This is a genomic window from Sphingomonas glacialis, from assembly GCF_014653575.1.
Lineage (GTDB): Bacteria > Pseudomonadota > Alphaproteobacteria > Sphingomonadales > Sphingomonadaceae > Sphingomonas > Sphingomonas glacialis.
The window spans coordinates 234,738-248,160 of record NZ_BNAQ01000001.1 but is presented as its reverse complement, the minus strand read 5'-3'; the positions used below and the strand labels follow the sequence as shown (position 1 = coordinate 248,160).

The 13,423-nt window shown below is 68.7% G+C and carries 15 protein-coding genes; 10 read left to right on the top strand and 5 right to left on the bottom strand.

Translation table 11 applies throughout. From position 1 onward, the window contains the following. Positions 1 to 50: 50 nt before the first annotated feature. A complete protein-coding gene (locus tag IE187_RS01090; protein WP_133188336.1) occupies positions 51 to 350 on the top strand; it encodes a putative quinol monooxygenase in 300 nt (99 codons plus the stop codon). Between the two features lie 25 nt (positions 351 to 375). Here the strand turns inward: IE187_RS01090 and IE187_RS01085 are convergent, their stop codons facing one another. Both IE187_RS01085 and IE187_RS01080 read right to left on the bottom strand, forming a co-directional pair. Beyond that, positions 376 to 633 (bottom strand): hypothetical protein, encoded by a 258-nt coding sequence (locus tag IE187_RS01085; RefSeq protein WP_189674761.1) that lies wholly within the window; start codon positions 631 to 633, stop codon positions 376 to 378. Next, on the bottom strand, positions 630 to 1,310 hold the full coding sequence (locus IE187_RS01080; RefSeq protein WP_189674760.1) for an arylesterase: 681 nt from the start codon (positions 1,308 to 1,310) through the stop codon (positions 630 to 632). Before IE187_RS01080 ends, IE187_RS01085 begins: the two co-directional genes overlap by 4 nt. On the opposite strand from IE187_RS01080, the gene IE187_RS01075 reads away from it, so the two are divergent. Continuing rightward, positions 1,301 to 2,002 carry an ABC transporter ATP-binding protein gene (locus IE187_RS01075; protein WP_438810903.1) on the top strand — a complete coding sequence of 234 codons (702 nt, stop codon included), beginning with the start codon at positions 1,301 to 1,303 and terminating at the stop codon, positions 2,000 to 2,002. The genes IE187_RS01080 and IE187_RS01075 overlap by 10 nt on opposite strands. Further along, complete coding sequence (locus tag IE187_RS01070) at positions 1,999 to 4,488, top strand: ABC transporter permease (protein ID WP_189674759.1); 2,490 nt, start codon at positions 1,999 to 2,001, stop codon at positions 4,486 to 4,488. Before IE187_RS01075 ends, IE187_RS01070 begins: the two co-directional genes overlap by 4 nt. Here the strand turns inward: IE187_RS01070 and arfB are convergent. Then, entirely contained in the window at positions 4,485 to 4,907 is a 423-nt protein-coding gene (gene arfB / locus IE187_RS01065; RefSeq protein ID WP_189674758.1) for an alternative ribosome rescue aminoacyl-tRNA hydrolase ArfB, read from the bottom strand. The two genes, IE187_RS01070 and arfB, sit on opposite strands and share 4 nt — an antisense overlap. Before the next feature lie 84 nt (positions 4,908 to 4,991). Here arfB and IE187_RS01060 point away from each other — a divergent pair, with 84 nt between their 5' ends. Then, positions 4,992 to 5,477, top strand: coding sequence for a free L-methionine (R)-S-oxide reductase MsrC (locus IE187_RS01060; protein ID WP_189674757.1), 486 nt, complete (start codon positions 4,992 to 4,994; stop codon positions 5,475 to 5,477). A gap of 297 nt (positions 5,478 to 5,774) precedes the next feature. Continuing rightward, positions 5,775 to 6,470, top strand: coding sequence for an RcnB family protein (locus tag IE187_RS01055; protein ID WP_229839167.1), 696 nt, complete (start codon positions 5,775 to 5,777; stop codon positions 6,468 to 6,470). Positions 6,471 to 6,477: 7 nt separating this feature from the next. Here the strand turns inward: IE187_RS01055 and IE187_RS01050 are convergent, their stop codons facing one another. Both IE187_RS01050 and IE187_RS01045 read right to left on the bottom strand, forming a co-directional pair. After that, on the bottom strand, positions 6,478 to 7,797 hold the full coding sequence (locus IE187_RS01050; protein WP_189674755.1) for a M28 family metallopeptidase: 1,320 nt from the start codon (positions 7,795 to 7,797) through the stop codon (positions 6,478 to 6,480). Positions 7,798 to 7,935: 138 nt separating this feature from the next. Continuing rightward, on the bottom strand, positions 7,936 to 8,388 hold the full coding sequence (locus IE187_RS01045; RefSeq protein WP_133188318.1) for a universal stress protein: 453 nt from the start codon (positions 8,386 to 8,388) through the stop codon (positions 7,936 to 7,938). A 140-nt stretch (positions 8,389 to 8,528) separates the two neighbouring features. On the opposite strand from IE187_RS01045, the gene IE187_RS01040 reads away from it, so the two are divergent. From IE187_RS01040 to IE187_RS01020, 5 genes are all read left to right on the top strand, one after another. Then, on the top strand, positions 8,529 to 9,869 hold the full coding sequence (locus tag IE187_RS01040; RefSeq protein ID WP_133188316.1) for a pyruvate dehydrogenase complex dihydrolipoamide acetyltransferase: 1,341 nt from the start codon (positions 8,529 to 8,531) through the stop codon (positions 9,867 to 9,869). Then, a complete protein-coding gene (locus IE187_RS01035) occupies positions 9,869 to 10,093 on the top strand; it encodes a hypothetical protein (protein ID WP_133188314.1) in 225 nt (74 codons plus the stop codon). The genes IE187_RS01040 and IE187_RS01035 overlap by 1 nt, the downstream gene beginning before the upstream one ends. A 10-nt stretch (positions 10,094 to 10,103) precedes the next feature. Next, the gene (locus IE187_RS01030) at positions 10,104 to 10,502 is read left to right on the top strand and encodes an acyl-CoA thioesterase (protein ID WP_189674754.1); all 399 of its coding nucleotides are present in this window, start codon (positions 10,104 to 10,106) and stop codon (positions 10,500 to 10,502) included. After that, positions 10,495 to 11,889 carry a dihydrolipoyl dehydrogenase gene (lpdA, locus tag IE187_RS01025; protein WP_133188310.1) on the top strand — a complete coding sequence of 465 codons (1,395 nt, stop codon included), beginning with the start codon at positions 10,495 to 10,497 and terminating at the stop codon, positions 11,887 to 11,889. Before IE187_RS01030 ends, lpdA begins: the two co-directional genes overlap by 8 nt. Positions 11,890 to 11,972: 83 nt before the next feature. Beyond that, positions 11,973 to 13,421: a hypothetical protein gene (locus tag IE187_RS01020; protein ID WP_189674753.1), complete on the top strand. Its 1,449-nt coding sequence runs from the start codon at positions 11,973 to 11,975 to the stop codon at positions 13,419 to 13,421. Positions 13,422 to 13,423 lie beyond the last annotated feature (2 nt).

The window sequence follows — 13,423 nt, the reverse complement described above, 5'->3', positions numbered from 1 at the left end:
TGCCGCGCGCGAGACCCCAGGTCTGGGCTCACGAAACAGGAGTGAATTTCATGGCCGTCAAGATCGTCGCCTTCATCACCGTCAAACCTGGTTCGGAAGAGGATTTCATCGCCGCCGCACGCACCTGCGTCGCCGCATCGCGTGCCGAGCCCGGTGTGCTGCACTACGAATTGTGGCGCGAGACCGAGGGCGCGCAGCGCTTCGTGTTCAACGAGCTCTACGTCGACGACGCCGCCGTGCAGCAGCATATGGCATCGGACCATTTCAAGGCACTCGGTCTTGCCGCGCGCGATATCGCGACGGCGCGGCCCGAGATCATCGTGACGCATGCGATCGACGTCGCCGACTGACACCGCGTCCGGCGGCGGCGTGCGCTCAATCTTCGTGCTGTTCGGTCAGCTCGATGAAGCGTCGCGCCGCCGCCTGGTCCGCGCTCGATGTGAACGCGACGTCGAGTTCGGGTGCCGCGCCGAGCATGTGGAGCAGCGTCCACAGGCCGAAACGCCGATCGCGGTCCTGCTCGAGCCCGAAATCGACGCGCATATGTTCGATCCCGGCCTGCAAGGCGGCGGGCGTGACGGCGGCGAGGTCACTGCTCCCGAAATAGCGCAGGAACTGGTCGTCGAGGTTCATTGCCGGGCACCCTGCGCAAGCGCGCTGCGCACGCTCGGCAGCAAGCGGCCGACGATGATGTCGACGCCGCGGGCGTTGGGGTGAAGGCCATCGGCCTGGATCAGCCGGGGGTTCCCGGCGACGCCGTCGAGGAAGAAGGGGTAGCGCGGAATCGCATGGGCCTTGGCAAGGGCTGGATACACGCCGTCGAATGCGCTGACATAGTCGGGCCCGAGGTTCGGCGCCGCGCGCATGCCGGCGAGCAGCACGGGAATGTGCCGCGCCTGCAGCTCGGTGAGGATCGCGTCGAGGTTTGCCTTGGCCTGCGCGACGGGAAGCCCGCGCAGCATGTCGTTCGCGCCGAGCTCGACGATCACCAGATCGGGCGTCGCACCGAGCCCGCGCAGCCCCCAACGCAGCCGCGCGCGCGCCTGCGCTGCGGTATCGCCGGCGACCCCGCCGTTGCGGACCGTCGCCGCAATCCCGGCGCGTCGCAGCGCGGCCTGCAGCTTGGTGGTGAAGCCCGCTTCGGGGGGCAGGCCATAGCCCGCGGTGAGGCTGTCGCCGAACGCCCAGATCAGCGGCGCCTTGGGCGAGGCGGTCGCCCCGAACGGAACGACGACCGAAAGCAACGCGAGACCGCTGGCGACGATTTGCCGTTGCCAGCGATATCGCCCAAGGAAGACCGATGATGCCATCCACCGTCGATAGCGCGTTGATCGCCGCGCGCAACGTTTCGCTTGTCCTCGGGCGTCCGCCCGCCAGCGTCGAGATCCTGCGCGGGGTCGATCTCGATGTCGCTGCGGGCGACAGCGTCGCCTTGCTCGGGCCGTCGGGATCGGGAAAATCGTCGCTGATGGCAGTCCTGGCCGGGCTCGAGCGCCCGACCGGCGGGACCGTGTCGGTCGCCGGGCTCGATTTCACCACGCTCGACGAGGATGCGCTCGCGGTCGCGCGGCGCGGACGGATCGGGATCGTGCTGCAGGCCTTCCACTTGCTTCCGACGATGACCGCGCTCGAAAATGTCGCGGTGCCGCTCGAACTGGCCGGGGAGGGGGACGCCTTCGCGCGTGCCGCGGCCGAACTCGAGGCGGTCGGGCTCGGCCACCGGATCGGCCATTACCCGGCGCAACTGTCGGGCGGCGAGCAGCAACGCGTCGCGATCGCGCGCGCGCTGGTCGGGCGCCCGGCGCTGATCTTCGCCGACGAGCCGACCGGCAATCTCGACACGACGACGGGCGCGTCGATCATGGACCTGCTCTTCGCGCGGCATGCGGCGAGCGGGACGACGTTGTTCATCATCACCCATGATCCGGGGCTGGCGGCGCGCTGCGCCCGCGTGATCGAGCTTGGCGACGGGCGGATCGTCGGCGATCGGCGTAGCGCGTGACGCTCGTCTGGCGGCTGGCGCTGCGCGATTTGCGGCGCGGCGGGCGCGGGTTGCTGTTGCTCGCGATCTGCCTGTTCCTCGGGACCGCGGGGCTCGCCGGGATCGGCAGCCTTGCCGCGAGCATGATCGCCGCCCTCGATGTCGATGCGCGCCAGATCCTTGGCGGTGACGTCGAGTTCAACGTCTCGCAGCGCCGCGCGAGCGTCGACGAGCTCGCCGCGTTCGGGCGGATCGGGCGCGTCTCGGAGACGCTCTCGCTGCGCGGGATGGCGAGTGCGGGCGGAGCGCCGGTGCTGGTCGATCTCCGCGCGACCGATGCCGCCTGGCCGTTGCTCGGGCGCTTCCGCCTTGCGCCGGGGGCGCTGGCAGAGCGGCCGCATGGCCGCGAGATCGCGATTGCGTCGGCGCTGGCGGATCGGCTTGGCGTGAAGCCTGGCGATACACTCTCGCTCGGTCGGGCGCGGCTCCGCGTCATTGGCCTGATCGCCAACGAACCCGACCGGCTCGGGGCCGGCTTCGCGCTGGGGCCGCCGGTGCTGGTCGATTTCGCCGGGCTCGACGCGACGGCGCTGCTTCAGCCCGGCAGCTTGTACGAAAGCCATTACCGTATCGTGCTCGCGCAGCCCGGACGGGCGCCGGCTGCTCGCGATGCCGTGCTCCGCCAGTTTCGAGGCGCCGGCTGGTCGGCGAAGCTGAGCGACCAGGCGGCGGGCGGTTTCCGGCGCGGGATCGCGCAGCTCGGGCAATTCCTGCTGCTCGTCGGGCTTGCCGCGCTGGCGATTGCCGGGGTGGGCGTCGGCAGCGGCGTGGCCGCCTACCTTGCCGGCAAGGCGAAGATCATCGCGACGCTGAAGGTGCTTGGCGCGCGGTCGCGGACGATTGCGGCGATCTTCCTGGCGCAGCTCGGCGTCGTCGCGGCGGTCGGCATCGGGGCGGGGCTCATCGTGGGGGCGGCGCTGCCGTGGATCGTCACGGCCTTTGCCGGTTCGGCGTTGCCGGTGCCGCCGCGGCTCGGCGTGTATCCGGTGCCCTTGCTCACCGCGGCGAGCCTGTCGGTGTTGGTCGCGCTGCTCTTCGCGCTTCCCGCGCTGGCACGCGCGCGCTCGGTCCCGGCGGCGACGCTGCTGCGCGATACGCTGTCGGCGCGGCGCTGGCCGAGCCTCGGCGTGTTTGGCGGGATGGTCGTGCTGATCGTGGCGCTGATCGCGCTCGCGGTTGCGACGGCGTCGGATCGATTGCTTGCCCTCGGCTTCGTCGGCGCGATCCTCGCGTTGATCGCGCTATTGTGGGGCTGCGGTATCGCGATCCGCGCGATCGCGGCGCGGCTGCCGCGTGCGCGCCGTCCGCTGCTGCGGCTGGCGATCGCCAATTTGCACCGCCCCGGCGCCCAGACCGACCGGCTCGTCGTTGCGCTCGGGCTCGGCTTCTCGCTGTTCGTCGCGCTTGCTGTGATCGATTCGAGCCTTGGCGCCGAGCTGCGCAACGCTGCGCCCGCCAAGGCGCCGCGTTTCTTCGCGATCGACTTGCAGCCCGACGATGCCGCGACGTTCACGCGCGCCGTGCGCAGCGCGGCACCGAGTGCGACGATCGAGGCGCTGCCGTCGCTCCGCGGATCAATCGTTGCGCTGCGCGGGGTGCCGGTGAGCGCGATCAAGACGCTCCCGGCCGATGCGTGGGTGCTGCGCGGCGACCGGACGATCACCTGGGCGGCTCGGCTGCCGCCGCGCAATGCGGTCGTCGCCGGGCGGTGGTGGCCCACCGACTATCGCGGGCCGCCGCTGGTGTCGCTCGAGGACAAGGCCGCCGCTGCGCTCGGGCTGAAGATCGGCGACACGATCACCGTTTCGGTGCTCGGGGTCGATGTGCCCGCGAAGATCGCGGCGCTGCGCAAGATCGACTGGGGCGGGCTCGGCCTCAATTTCGCGATCGTCTTCTCGCCCGGTTATATCGAGGAAGCGCCGCACGGCCTGCTCGCGAGCGTCTATGCCGCCCCGGCAAGCGACGGCGCGATCGCCCGCCAGGTCGCGACGGCCTTGCCCTCGGTCACGCTGATCCGCGTCGGCGACGTGATCGGACAGGTCAGTGCGATCCTCGGCCAGATCGCGCTCGCGATCCGCGCGGCGGCGGCGGTGACGGTTGCGGCTGGCATCGCGGTGCTGATCGGCGCGGTTGCGGCATCGGGCGCGACGCGGCGCTACGATGCGGTGATCCTCAAGCTGCTCGGCGGCAGTCGTCGCCAGGTGCTCGGCGCGCAAGCGCTCGAATATGCGATCCTGTCGCTCGTCCTCGTCGTCGTGGCGCTGGCGATGGGATCGGCAGCGGGCTGGTATGTCGTCACGCAAGTGTTCAAGATCGGCTGGGCGCCGCGCTGGGATGTGATCGCGATGACGCTCGGCGCCGCCGTCGCGCTGACGCTCGGGACCGGGCTGGCGGGGAGCCTCCCGGCGCTGCGCGCGCGGCCTGCGAGCGCTTTGCGCGATCTCTAGTCGGTCACCTTGCCGCGGAGCGACTTGACGCTCGACCGCTTGGTCTTGCCGTCGAGCCGCTTCGCTTTTGCGGCCTTAGACGGCTTGGTCGGGCGGCGGCGCTTGGGGACGATCGTCGCCTCGCGGATCATCGCGACGAGGCGTTCGCGGACTTCCTGGCGGTTGAGGAGTTGCGAGCGCGCGCCTTCGCTGCGCAACACCAGCACGCCGTCGCGCGTCAGCCGCGATCCCGCCAGCACAGCGAGCCGGTTCTTGACCGCATCGGGCAGAGACGGCGAGGCGCCGACGTCGAAGCGCAGCAGCACCGCGCTGTCGGTGGTGTTGACGTGCTGGCCCCCTGGTCCACCGGCGCGGGTGAACGATTCCTGGAGTTCGTCGCTGTCGATGCTGATCGAGCGGGTGATCGGGATGGCGGCCATCGCGCACCCCTAAAAGATAAGCGTGGCGCGGTCGATCATGCAGGCGCGCTTTCACATGCGGTGCGAACGCGGTAGGGGCAGGGCATGTACGACTTCACGATCGACCAAAGCTCGAAGACCGAGCTGTACCGCGACCTCCATTCGGCGCTCGATGCGCTGACCGATGGCGAATCCGACGCCGTCGCCAATATGGCGAATGCCGCCGCGTTGATCTGGCAGTATCTGCCCGATCTCAACTGGGCGGGATTCTACCGGCTGCTTGATGACACGCTGGTCGTCGGCCCGTTCCTCGGCAAGCCGGCTTGCATCCGCATCGCGATCGGCGACGGTGTGTGTGGCGCCGCCGCACAGACGCGTACGACGCAGTTGGTCGAGGACGTCCACGCCTTTCCCGGCCATATCGCTTGCGATGCGGCGAGTCGCTCCGAGCTGGTCGTGCCGATCGTCCATGACGGGCGGCTGATCGGCGTGCTCGATCTCGACAGCCCGAGCGCGGCGCGCTTCGATGCGGCCGATGCCGCGGGCTGCGAAGCGCTGATGGCGCTGCTCGCGCCGCGCATTGCCAGCTGATCCGAAACGGGACAGCCGTTAATCTAGAATCGCGATGAGCGAAATGGTAGCTGACGGGTTAACACTTCGTACACACTTTGTGTGCGGCGCGGTTCCGGAGGTTTGACGATGCGACCCTTGATATTGGCCACACTGACGTTGGCCACTGCGTTTGGCGCGGGACAGGCAGATGCGCAGCGCGTCCGTGGTGGGGCTGTTCCGGGGGCGCCGTACCCGATGCCCAACGGCGCGATGCCCGCGCCGCCCGCACCAATGCAGATACAACCGCAGCCGCAGCAGCAAATGCAGCGGCCGCCGATGAACGCACCGCACCCGTCGTACAACGGCACGCGACCCGTAAACCGGCCCGATCGGCAACGCTGGGGCGGCGGCACGGGCGGCCATTGGCAGGGCGGCACCAACGCACCGGGCGGGTGGAACGCCTATCGCCAGCCGTCACGCGGCTATCGCCTGCCGCGGTATTGGTCTTCGCCGAACTTCTTTATAGGCGACTTTGCCGGTTACGGTCTGTCGGCTCCGCCCGCAGGATATGGTTGGTATCGCTATTATGACGACGCCGTGCTGCTCGACCAGCGCGGTCGGGTCTACGATTCGGTCAACGGGCTGGATTGGGACGGCGGCTATGACGATAGCGGCTACGGCGCCGGCGGCTACGATCAGGCCGGTGGTTACGGCCGAGCCTACCCGCCGCAGCGCTACCCCGCGCCGCTGCCGCCGATCGTCCAGAACGGCAACGTCACGACCTATTCGACCTCTTCTGGGTATGGCGGCGGATACGCCACGAGCTACGGCGGCGGTTATGCCTATCCGGGCGCGACGACCACGGTCGTGACGATCCAGTCGGCCCCGATCGTGACCACGACGACGACCGAATATGTCGAAACCGTCCGCGAACGGCACGTCTATCGCGCCGCGCCGCGCAAGCGCTATTACCGTCCGGTGCGGCGCAAGCCCGTATGCCGCCCGGTCGAACAGCCCGTCCTGGGAAGCTGACCGGCCGCTACTTCGGGCGCGGCTCGGGTCCGGCAAAGCTCACCACGCTTTCGGACCCGTCCGCCGCGACAGCGCTCACGCCGACGAAATGATCGTCGACACTGATATCCTTGAGCACCGTGCTCGTCGCGCCGCCGGGCACGTCGCGTGACGTCTGCCAGTCCTGCGTGTCGTTGCGGCGCCAGTGGACGCGGTACGTGCTGGCGCCGGGAACCGGCTGCCACTTTACCGTCGTGTCGAAGCTCAGCGCACCTGCGACCGTGACGCCATCGGGCGCGGCGGGGGCGGCGGCGAGGCGGCGGATCGTCGCGATGTTGATCGCAGTGACCTTGGCGAGATACGGGAAGTCCATCTTGTCGACCGTGTCGCCATACGGGATTCCGTTCTCGACGCGCACGTCCTGGTGCTGCTGCGTCCAATTCTCGGCGCCGACCGAAAAGCGTACCGCCGGATAGCCGAGCTTGAGGAACGGCTCGTGATCGCCGCCCCGCCCGAAGCGGTCGGGCCGGCGGTCGACGAACACGTCGAGCCCGCCGGGGATCGTGCCGGCGACACCGTCGATCGTCTTGGCGAGGCTGCGCGAGGGGCCGTCGTCTTCGCCGCCATTACCGCGCCGCGCGAGTTGCGCGGGGACATCCTCGATCGCGCGAATGCCTTCGGAAAAGACGCGGACGTGGTCGGCGACGCGGAGGCCGTTCTGCCCCATCGTATTGCCGACGATATCGTTGTTGAGCATCGCCGAGACGGTCCAGCCGCGCGCCTTGGCGGTTTCCGCGAGCAGCGTGCCGCCGAACAGGCCCTGTTCCTCGCCCGAGAACACCGCATAGACGATCGTCGCGCGGAATTTTTCCTTCGACAGGATCCGCGCCGCCTCGAGCACGAGCGCAACCCCCGATGCGTCGTCGTTCGCGCCGGGCGCGTCGTGCGTCGCATCCATGCCGTCGCTGATTCGACTGTCGATATGTGCGCCGACGATGATCACGCGCTTGGGGTCGAGCCCTTGCTGGAAGCCGAGCACATCGACCACGTTGACGCCATTGGGAGCGCGCGCGTTGGTGAAGGTCCGCGCGATATTGGCGACGGTGATGCAGCCGTTGCAGCCATCGGCGATCCGCGTGAGTTCGCCACCCGTCCATGTCCGCGCCGCGCCGATCCCGCGCACGGGATCATCGGGCGACGACAGCGTGTGGCGCGTGCCGAAGCTGACGAGTTTCTCGACCGTCGCCTTGAGACGCGCCGGGTCGGGCGCGGGGTGCGCTGCGTCCTTGGCGACGGCGGGTGTGGCAAGAATCGCGAGGATCGCGGCGGCGGTTGGAAGGGTGCGCATCGCCGCATCGTGGCGGGATCGCGGTATCGACGCAAGCCGCTCGGCCGTTCAGGCTTCACCGGCATCCATGCGCGGCGGTTCGATTTACTGGCGGACCGCATGGACCCCGGATCAAGTCCGGGGTGACGGGGTGATGTATCAGCTCAGCCGGTCGATCGCTTCGCGGTCGAGCGAGCCGGGGATAATCATCAGCGGGATCGGCAAGGCCGCGTCGGCGCCCGCGAAATGCGCGACCAAGGGCCCTGGCACCCCGCTCGCCGCCGCGGCGAGCACGAGCGCGGCGATGTCGGGATTTGCGGCGATCATGTCGCGGATCACCTTCGGGCCTTCGCCCTGCCGCACCGTCAAAGCCGGCTTGAGCCCCGATTCCTGCAGCAAGGTGCCCGCCGCCGCAGTGACCAAGCCCTCCGCGTGCTGGCGCGCTTCTTCCTCGATCGTCGCCTGGATGCCGGCGAACGCCGTGAATTCGGTCGGCGGGATCAGCGCGAGGATCTCGACCCCGCCCCCCGTCTTGACCGCGCGCCGCGCGGCGAAGCGCAATGCGATGCTGCTTTCTTGTGTCTCGTCGATCACGACCAGATAGGTCCGCATGGCGCTCGCTCTCCCCCCGCAGCGATATTGTGAGCGATAGGTGGGGCTAAGTAGCGCATCGTGCAAGCCATGGCCTTGACCATCCGCGCGCCGGGCGCGAGAGACGACCCCTACGGATTCGGTTAGATGAGGACGCGTTGATGCCGGTCGAAATCAAGATGCCCGCTCTTTCTCCAACGATGGAGGAAGGCACGCTGGCGAAGTGGCTGGTCAAGGAAGGCGATACCGTCAAGTCGGGCGACCTGATGGCCGAGATCGAAACCGACAAGGCGACGATGGAGTTCGAAGCCGTCGACGAAGGCACGATCGGAAAGATCCTCGTCGCCGAGGGGACCGACAACGTGAAGGTCGGCACCGTGATCGCGACGTTGCTCGCCGAGGGCGAGAGCGCTGGCGACACGACGCCGGCGCCCGCCGCGAAGGAATCCGAGCCCAAGCCGTCGCCGGTCGACCCCAACAAGACCGGCAGCGAAGCCAAGCCCGTCGAGCGCACGCCCGAACAGGCCGAGGATCACGGTAATCCGGCAGGCGGCGCTGCGCCCAAATCGGCTCCGGTCGCCCGCCAGGACGGCGATCGCGTCAAGGCGAGCCCGCTCGCGCGCCGCATCGCTGCCGAGAAGAGCATCGATCTTGCGACGCTGCAGGGCTCGGGCCCGAACGGCCGGATCGTCCGCGCCGATCTCGAGGGGGCAAAGTCGGGCCATGCGCCGGCCGCTGCTGCCAGCGCACCCGCTGCGGAAACCGCAGCCCCGGCACCTGTCGCCGCCGCCAAGCCCGCTGCGATCCCCGACATCCCGCACACCGCGGAAAAGCTCAGCAACGTGCGCAAAACGATCGCGCGTCGCCTGACCGAATCGAAGCAAACGGTTCCGCACATCTATCTCACGGTCGACATCCGTCTCGACGCGCTGCTCAAGCTGCGCGCCGAGATGAACAAGGGCCTCGAGGGCCGCGGCGTGAAGCTGTCGGTCAACGACCTGCTGATCAAGGCGCTCGCCGCCAGCTTGATCCAGGTGCCCAAGTGCAACGTGATGTTCACCCCCGACCAGCTGATCAGCTTCAGTCGCGCCGATATCTCGGTCGCGGTGTCGACGCCGTCGGGGCTGATCACGCCGATCATCAGCGGCGCCGACACCAAGGGCGTCGCGACGATATCGGCCGAGATGAAGGATCTCGCCGCCCGCGCGCGCGACAACAAGCTCAAGCCCGAGGAATATCAGGGCGGCACCGCGTCGCTCAGCAACATGGGCATGTTCGGGATCAAGCAGTTCGAAGCGGTGATCAACCCGCCGCAGGGTATGATCATGGCGATCGGCGCGGGCGAGAAGCGCCCGTACATCATCGACGACGCGCTCGGCGTGGCGACGGTGATGTCGGCAACGGGCAGCTTCGACCATCGCGCGATCGACGGCGCTGACGGCGCGCAGCTGATGCAGGCGTTCAAGGCGCTGGTCGAATCGCCGCTGTCGATGCTGGCCTGATGATCGGCCGCCGGACCCTGATCGAGCTGCTGCACATCGCCGCCGGCGTGATCGGGGCGGCGGTGATCGCCTATGGCGCGGTCTGGGCGCTGCCGCATGCCGCGAGCCCGATCTGGGAAGTGGCGTTCGGCATGATGGCGGTGATCGTCTTCATGGGGGTTCGGCCGCTGCGCATGGCGTGGCGTGCCGACCGCAACCGCCACGATCCGGCGCTTCGCGACTGATCGCCGCGGCATGACCGATCTGCCCCCGACGACCGCACCGGCGATCCGCGCGACGGCGATGGCGTGCGACGCCAATCCGTACGGCAAGATCTTCGTCGGCTGGCTGATGGGCCAGATGGCGCTTGCCGCCGGTTCGGTCGCCTCGCGCCATTGCGGCGGGCGCGCCCCCGTCGTCGCGGCGGACGGGTTCAGCTTCACCGCACCCGTCGAGATCGGCGACGAAGTCTCGTTCCATGCCGAGATCGTCAAGACCGGGCGCAGCTCGATGACCGTTGCGGTCGATGTCTGGCGGCGCGACCGGCACGGTCTCGCCACGCAACTCGCCGCTCGCGGCACCTATATTCTTGTTTCGATGGGCGAGGACGACCGGCCGCGCCCGCTAGTGATAGAGGAATCCTCCCTTGGCTGACCAATTCGACCTCATCATCCTCGGTTCGGGCCCCGGCGGCTATGTCGCCGCGATCCGCGCGGCGCAGCTCGGTCTCAAGACCGCGATCGTCGAGCGCGAGCGCCTGGGCGGCATCTGCCTCAACTGGGGCTGCATCCCGACCAAGGCGCTGCTGCGGACCTCCGAAATCTATCACTACATGCAGAATGCCGAGAGCTACGGGCTCAAGGCCGACAACGTCTCCTTCGACCTCAACAAGGTGGTCGAGCGCAGCCGCAAGGTCGCGGGGCAGCTCAATGCCGGCGTCAAGGGGCTGATGAAGAAGAACAAGGTCACGGTGTACGAGGGCTTCGGCGCGATCACCGCGAAGGGCAAGCTCTCGGTCAAGCAGGGCGACAAGACGACCGAGCTCGAAGCCAAGCACATCATCATCGGCACCGGCGCGCGCGCGCGCGACCTGCCGTTTGCCAAGGCCGATGGCGAGCGGATCTGGACGTATCGCCACGCGATGGTCCCGCCCGAAATGCCGACCAAGCTGCTGGTGATCGGATCGGGTGCGATCGGCGTCGAGTTCGCGAGCTTCTACAACGACATGGGCGCCGACGTGACGATCGTCGAGATGCTCCCGCGCATCCTCCCGGTCGAGGATGAGGAAGTCAGCGCGTTCATGGACAAGGCGCTGACCAAGCAGGGCATCAAGCTGCTCGTCGGTACCGGGCTCGAGGCGCTGACGCCGAACGCCAAGGGCGTGACCGCCAAGATCAAGGGCAAGGACGGCACGGTCACGACTGAGGAGTTCAGCCATGCGATCGTCGCGATCGGCATCGTGCCCAACACCGAGAATATCGGGATCGAGGCGCTCGGCATCAAAACCGACCGCGGCCACATCGACGTCGATGGCTATGCGCGCACCAATGTCGAGGGCATCTATGCGATCGGCGACGTGACCGGCGCGCCGTGGCTCGCGCACAAGGCGAGCCATGAGGGCGTCGTCTGCGTCGAGGCGATCGCGGGGCTCAACCCGCACCCGTTCGAAAAGTGGAACATCCCGGGCTGCACCTATTCGCGCCCGCAGGTCGCGAGCGTCGGCCTGACCGAGGCGAAGGCCAAGGAAGCCGGTTACGAGCTCAAGGTCGGCAAGTTCCCGTTCATCGGCAACGGCAAGGCGATCGCGCTCGGCGAGGCCGAGGGCTTCGTCAAGACGGTGTTCGACGCCAAGACCGGCGAGCTGCTCGGCGCGCACATGGTCGGCGCCGAGGTGACCGAGCTGATCCAGGGCTATGTCGTCGCACGCCAGCTCGAAACGACCGAGGCCGAGCTGATGGAAACGGTGTTCGCGCATCCGACGCTCAGTGAGATGATGCACGAGAGCGTGCTCGGCGCGTACGGCCGCGCGATCCACATCTAAGCCAAGGAAATGCCCCGCAACGGGGGGGCGAGGGCAGCCAGTCGGCGCTTTACACTTATGCTGCGGCGCGTCATGCCCCCCTCATGACGCGCGCAACCGAGCAAAGGTCCACGCCGCCTCGCACCGACCGCGCGGCGGCCGCGAGGATCGGCGGGGCGACTTTGCTGCTGCTGCTTGGGTCGCTTGCGCTCTTCTGGCCGGGCATCGTGACCTACGACGGCATCGCGCAATTCGGGCAGGCGCTCGCCGGGCACTTCGAGGATTGGCATCCACCGATCATGGCGGGGCTGTGGCATGCGCTGCACGGGCTCGTTGGCGGCGGCGCGGCGCCGATGCTCGTGCTGCAGATGGTGCTCTATTGGGCGGGGTTTGGGGCGATTGCCGGAACGCTCGCGCGCGAAGAACGGCGGCATGCGGCGGTCGCCGTGCTGTGCATCGCGGGGCTGCCGCTGTTTCTCGGCTGGCAGGGCGTAGTGCTCAAGGACACGCAGATGCTCGGCGCGATGCTCGCTGCAGCAGGGATCTTTGGCTGGTGGCGGTTGCGGGGGGCGCGGCTGCCGGTCCTTGCTGGCGTGGCGGCGATCGTCTTGCTGGCCTATGCCACGTTGGTCCGCTCGAACGCGGTGTTCGCAACCGTGCCGCTCGTCGTGATGCTGTTCGGGCCGACGCGCTGGTGGGCGCGGGCGGTATTGACGCTGGCGGGCATCGTGGCTGTGCTTGGGCTCGCCCAGGCGATCAACCACGGCGTTCTTCGAGCGGCCGCGAGCGGAGTCGAGCGGACCGAGGCCTTTTATGACCTGTCGGCGATCGCGGCGCAGGATCCGGCGCAGGCCATCGGGCTGACCCGAGCCGAGGCGCGTACAGTGCTCGCGCGACACTGCGCCAAGCCGTTCTTCTGGGACCCGCTGGGAACCGCCGACCGCTGTGGCCCGACGCTCGAGCGCCTGCATGGTCTGACCGCCGGGCCGTTGTATCGGTTGCTCGCCGAAGCGATCGTGCGGCATCCGCTCGCTTATGCGACGCACCGGCTCGGCCACCTCAATTCGACCGAGCGCTGGATCGTCCCGGCAGGCTGGCCGAGCGCGGTGCCCCCGGGTGCGAGCGAAGCCAATCCGATCGGCTTGCACAGCCCCGGGCCCGCCGCGTCCCGCTGGCAAGTGCTCGCGCGGTGGAATGCCGAGCTCCCGCTTGGCTGGCCCGCCGCATGGCTGGCGCTGGCGGTGTGCGCGATCGTCGTCGCGCTGCGTCGCCCGCCGGCGCCGTTTCGCGATGTCGCGCTGGCGTTGCTGGGATCGGCGGTAGTGCTCGAGGCCAGCTTCACCGTCCTCAGCATTGCGTCGGACTTGCGCTATCACCTCTGGCCGATGGTCGCGACCGCGCTCGCGACGATCCTGTTATGGGCGCAGGCGCGCTGGTCGCGGCGCGCCGTGCTCGGGACAGGCGTCGCGCTGGCGCTGGTGATCGTCCCGGGAACCGTGGCGCGGCTGATACTCCCCGCAGCACCGACCTCCTACGCGGCATTGCTCCGCTAGGC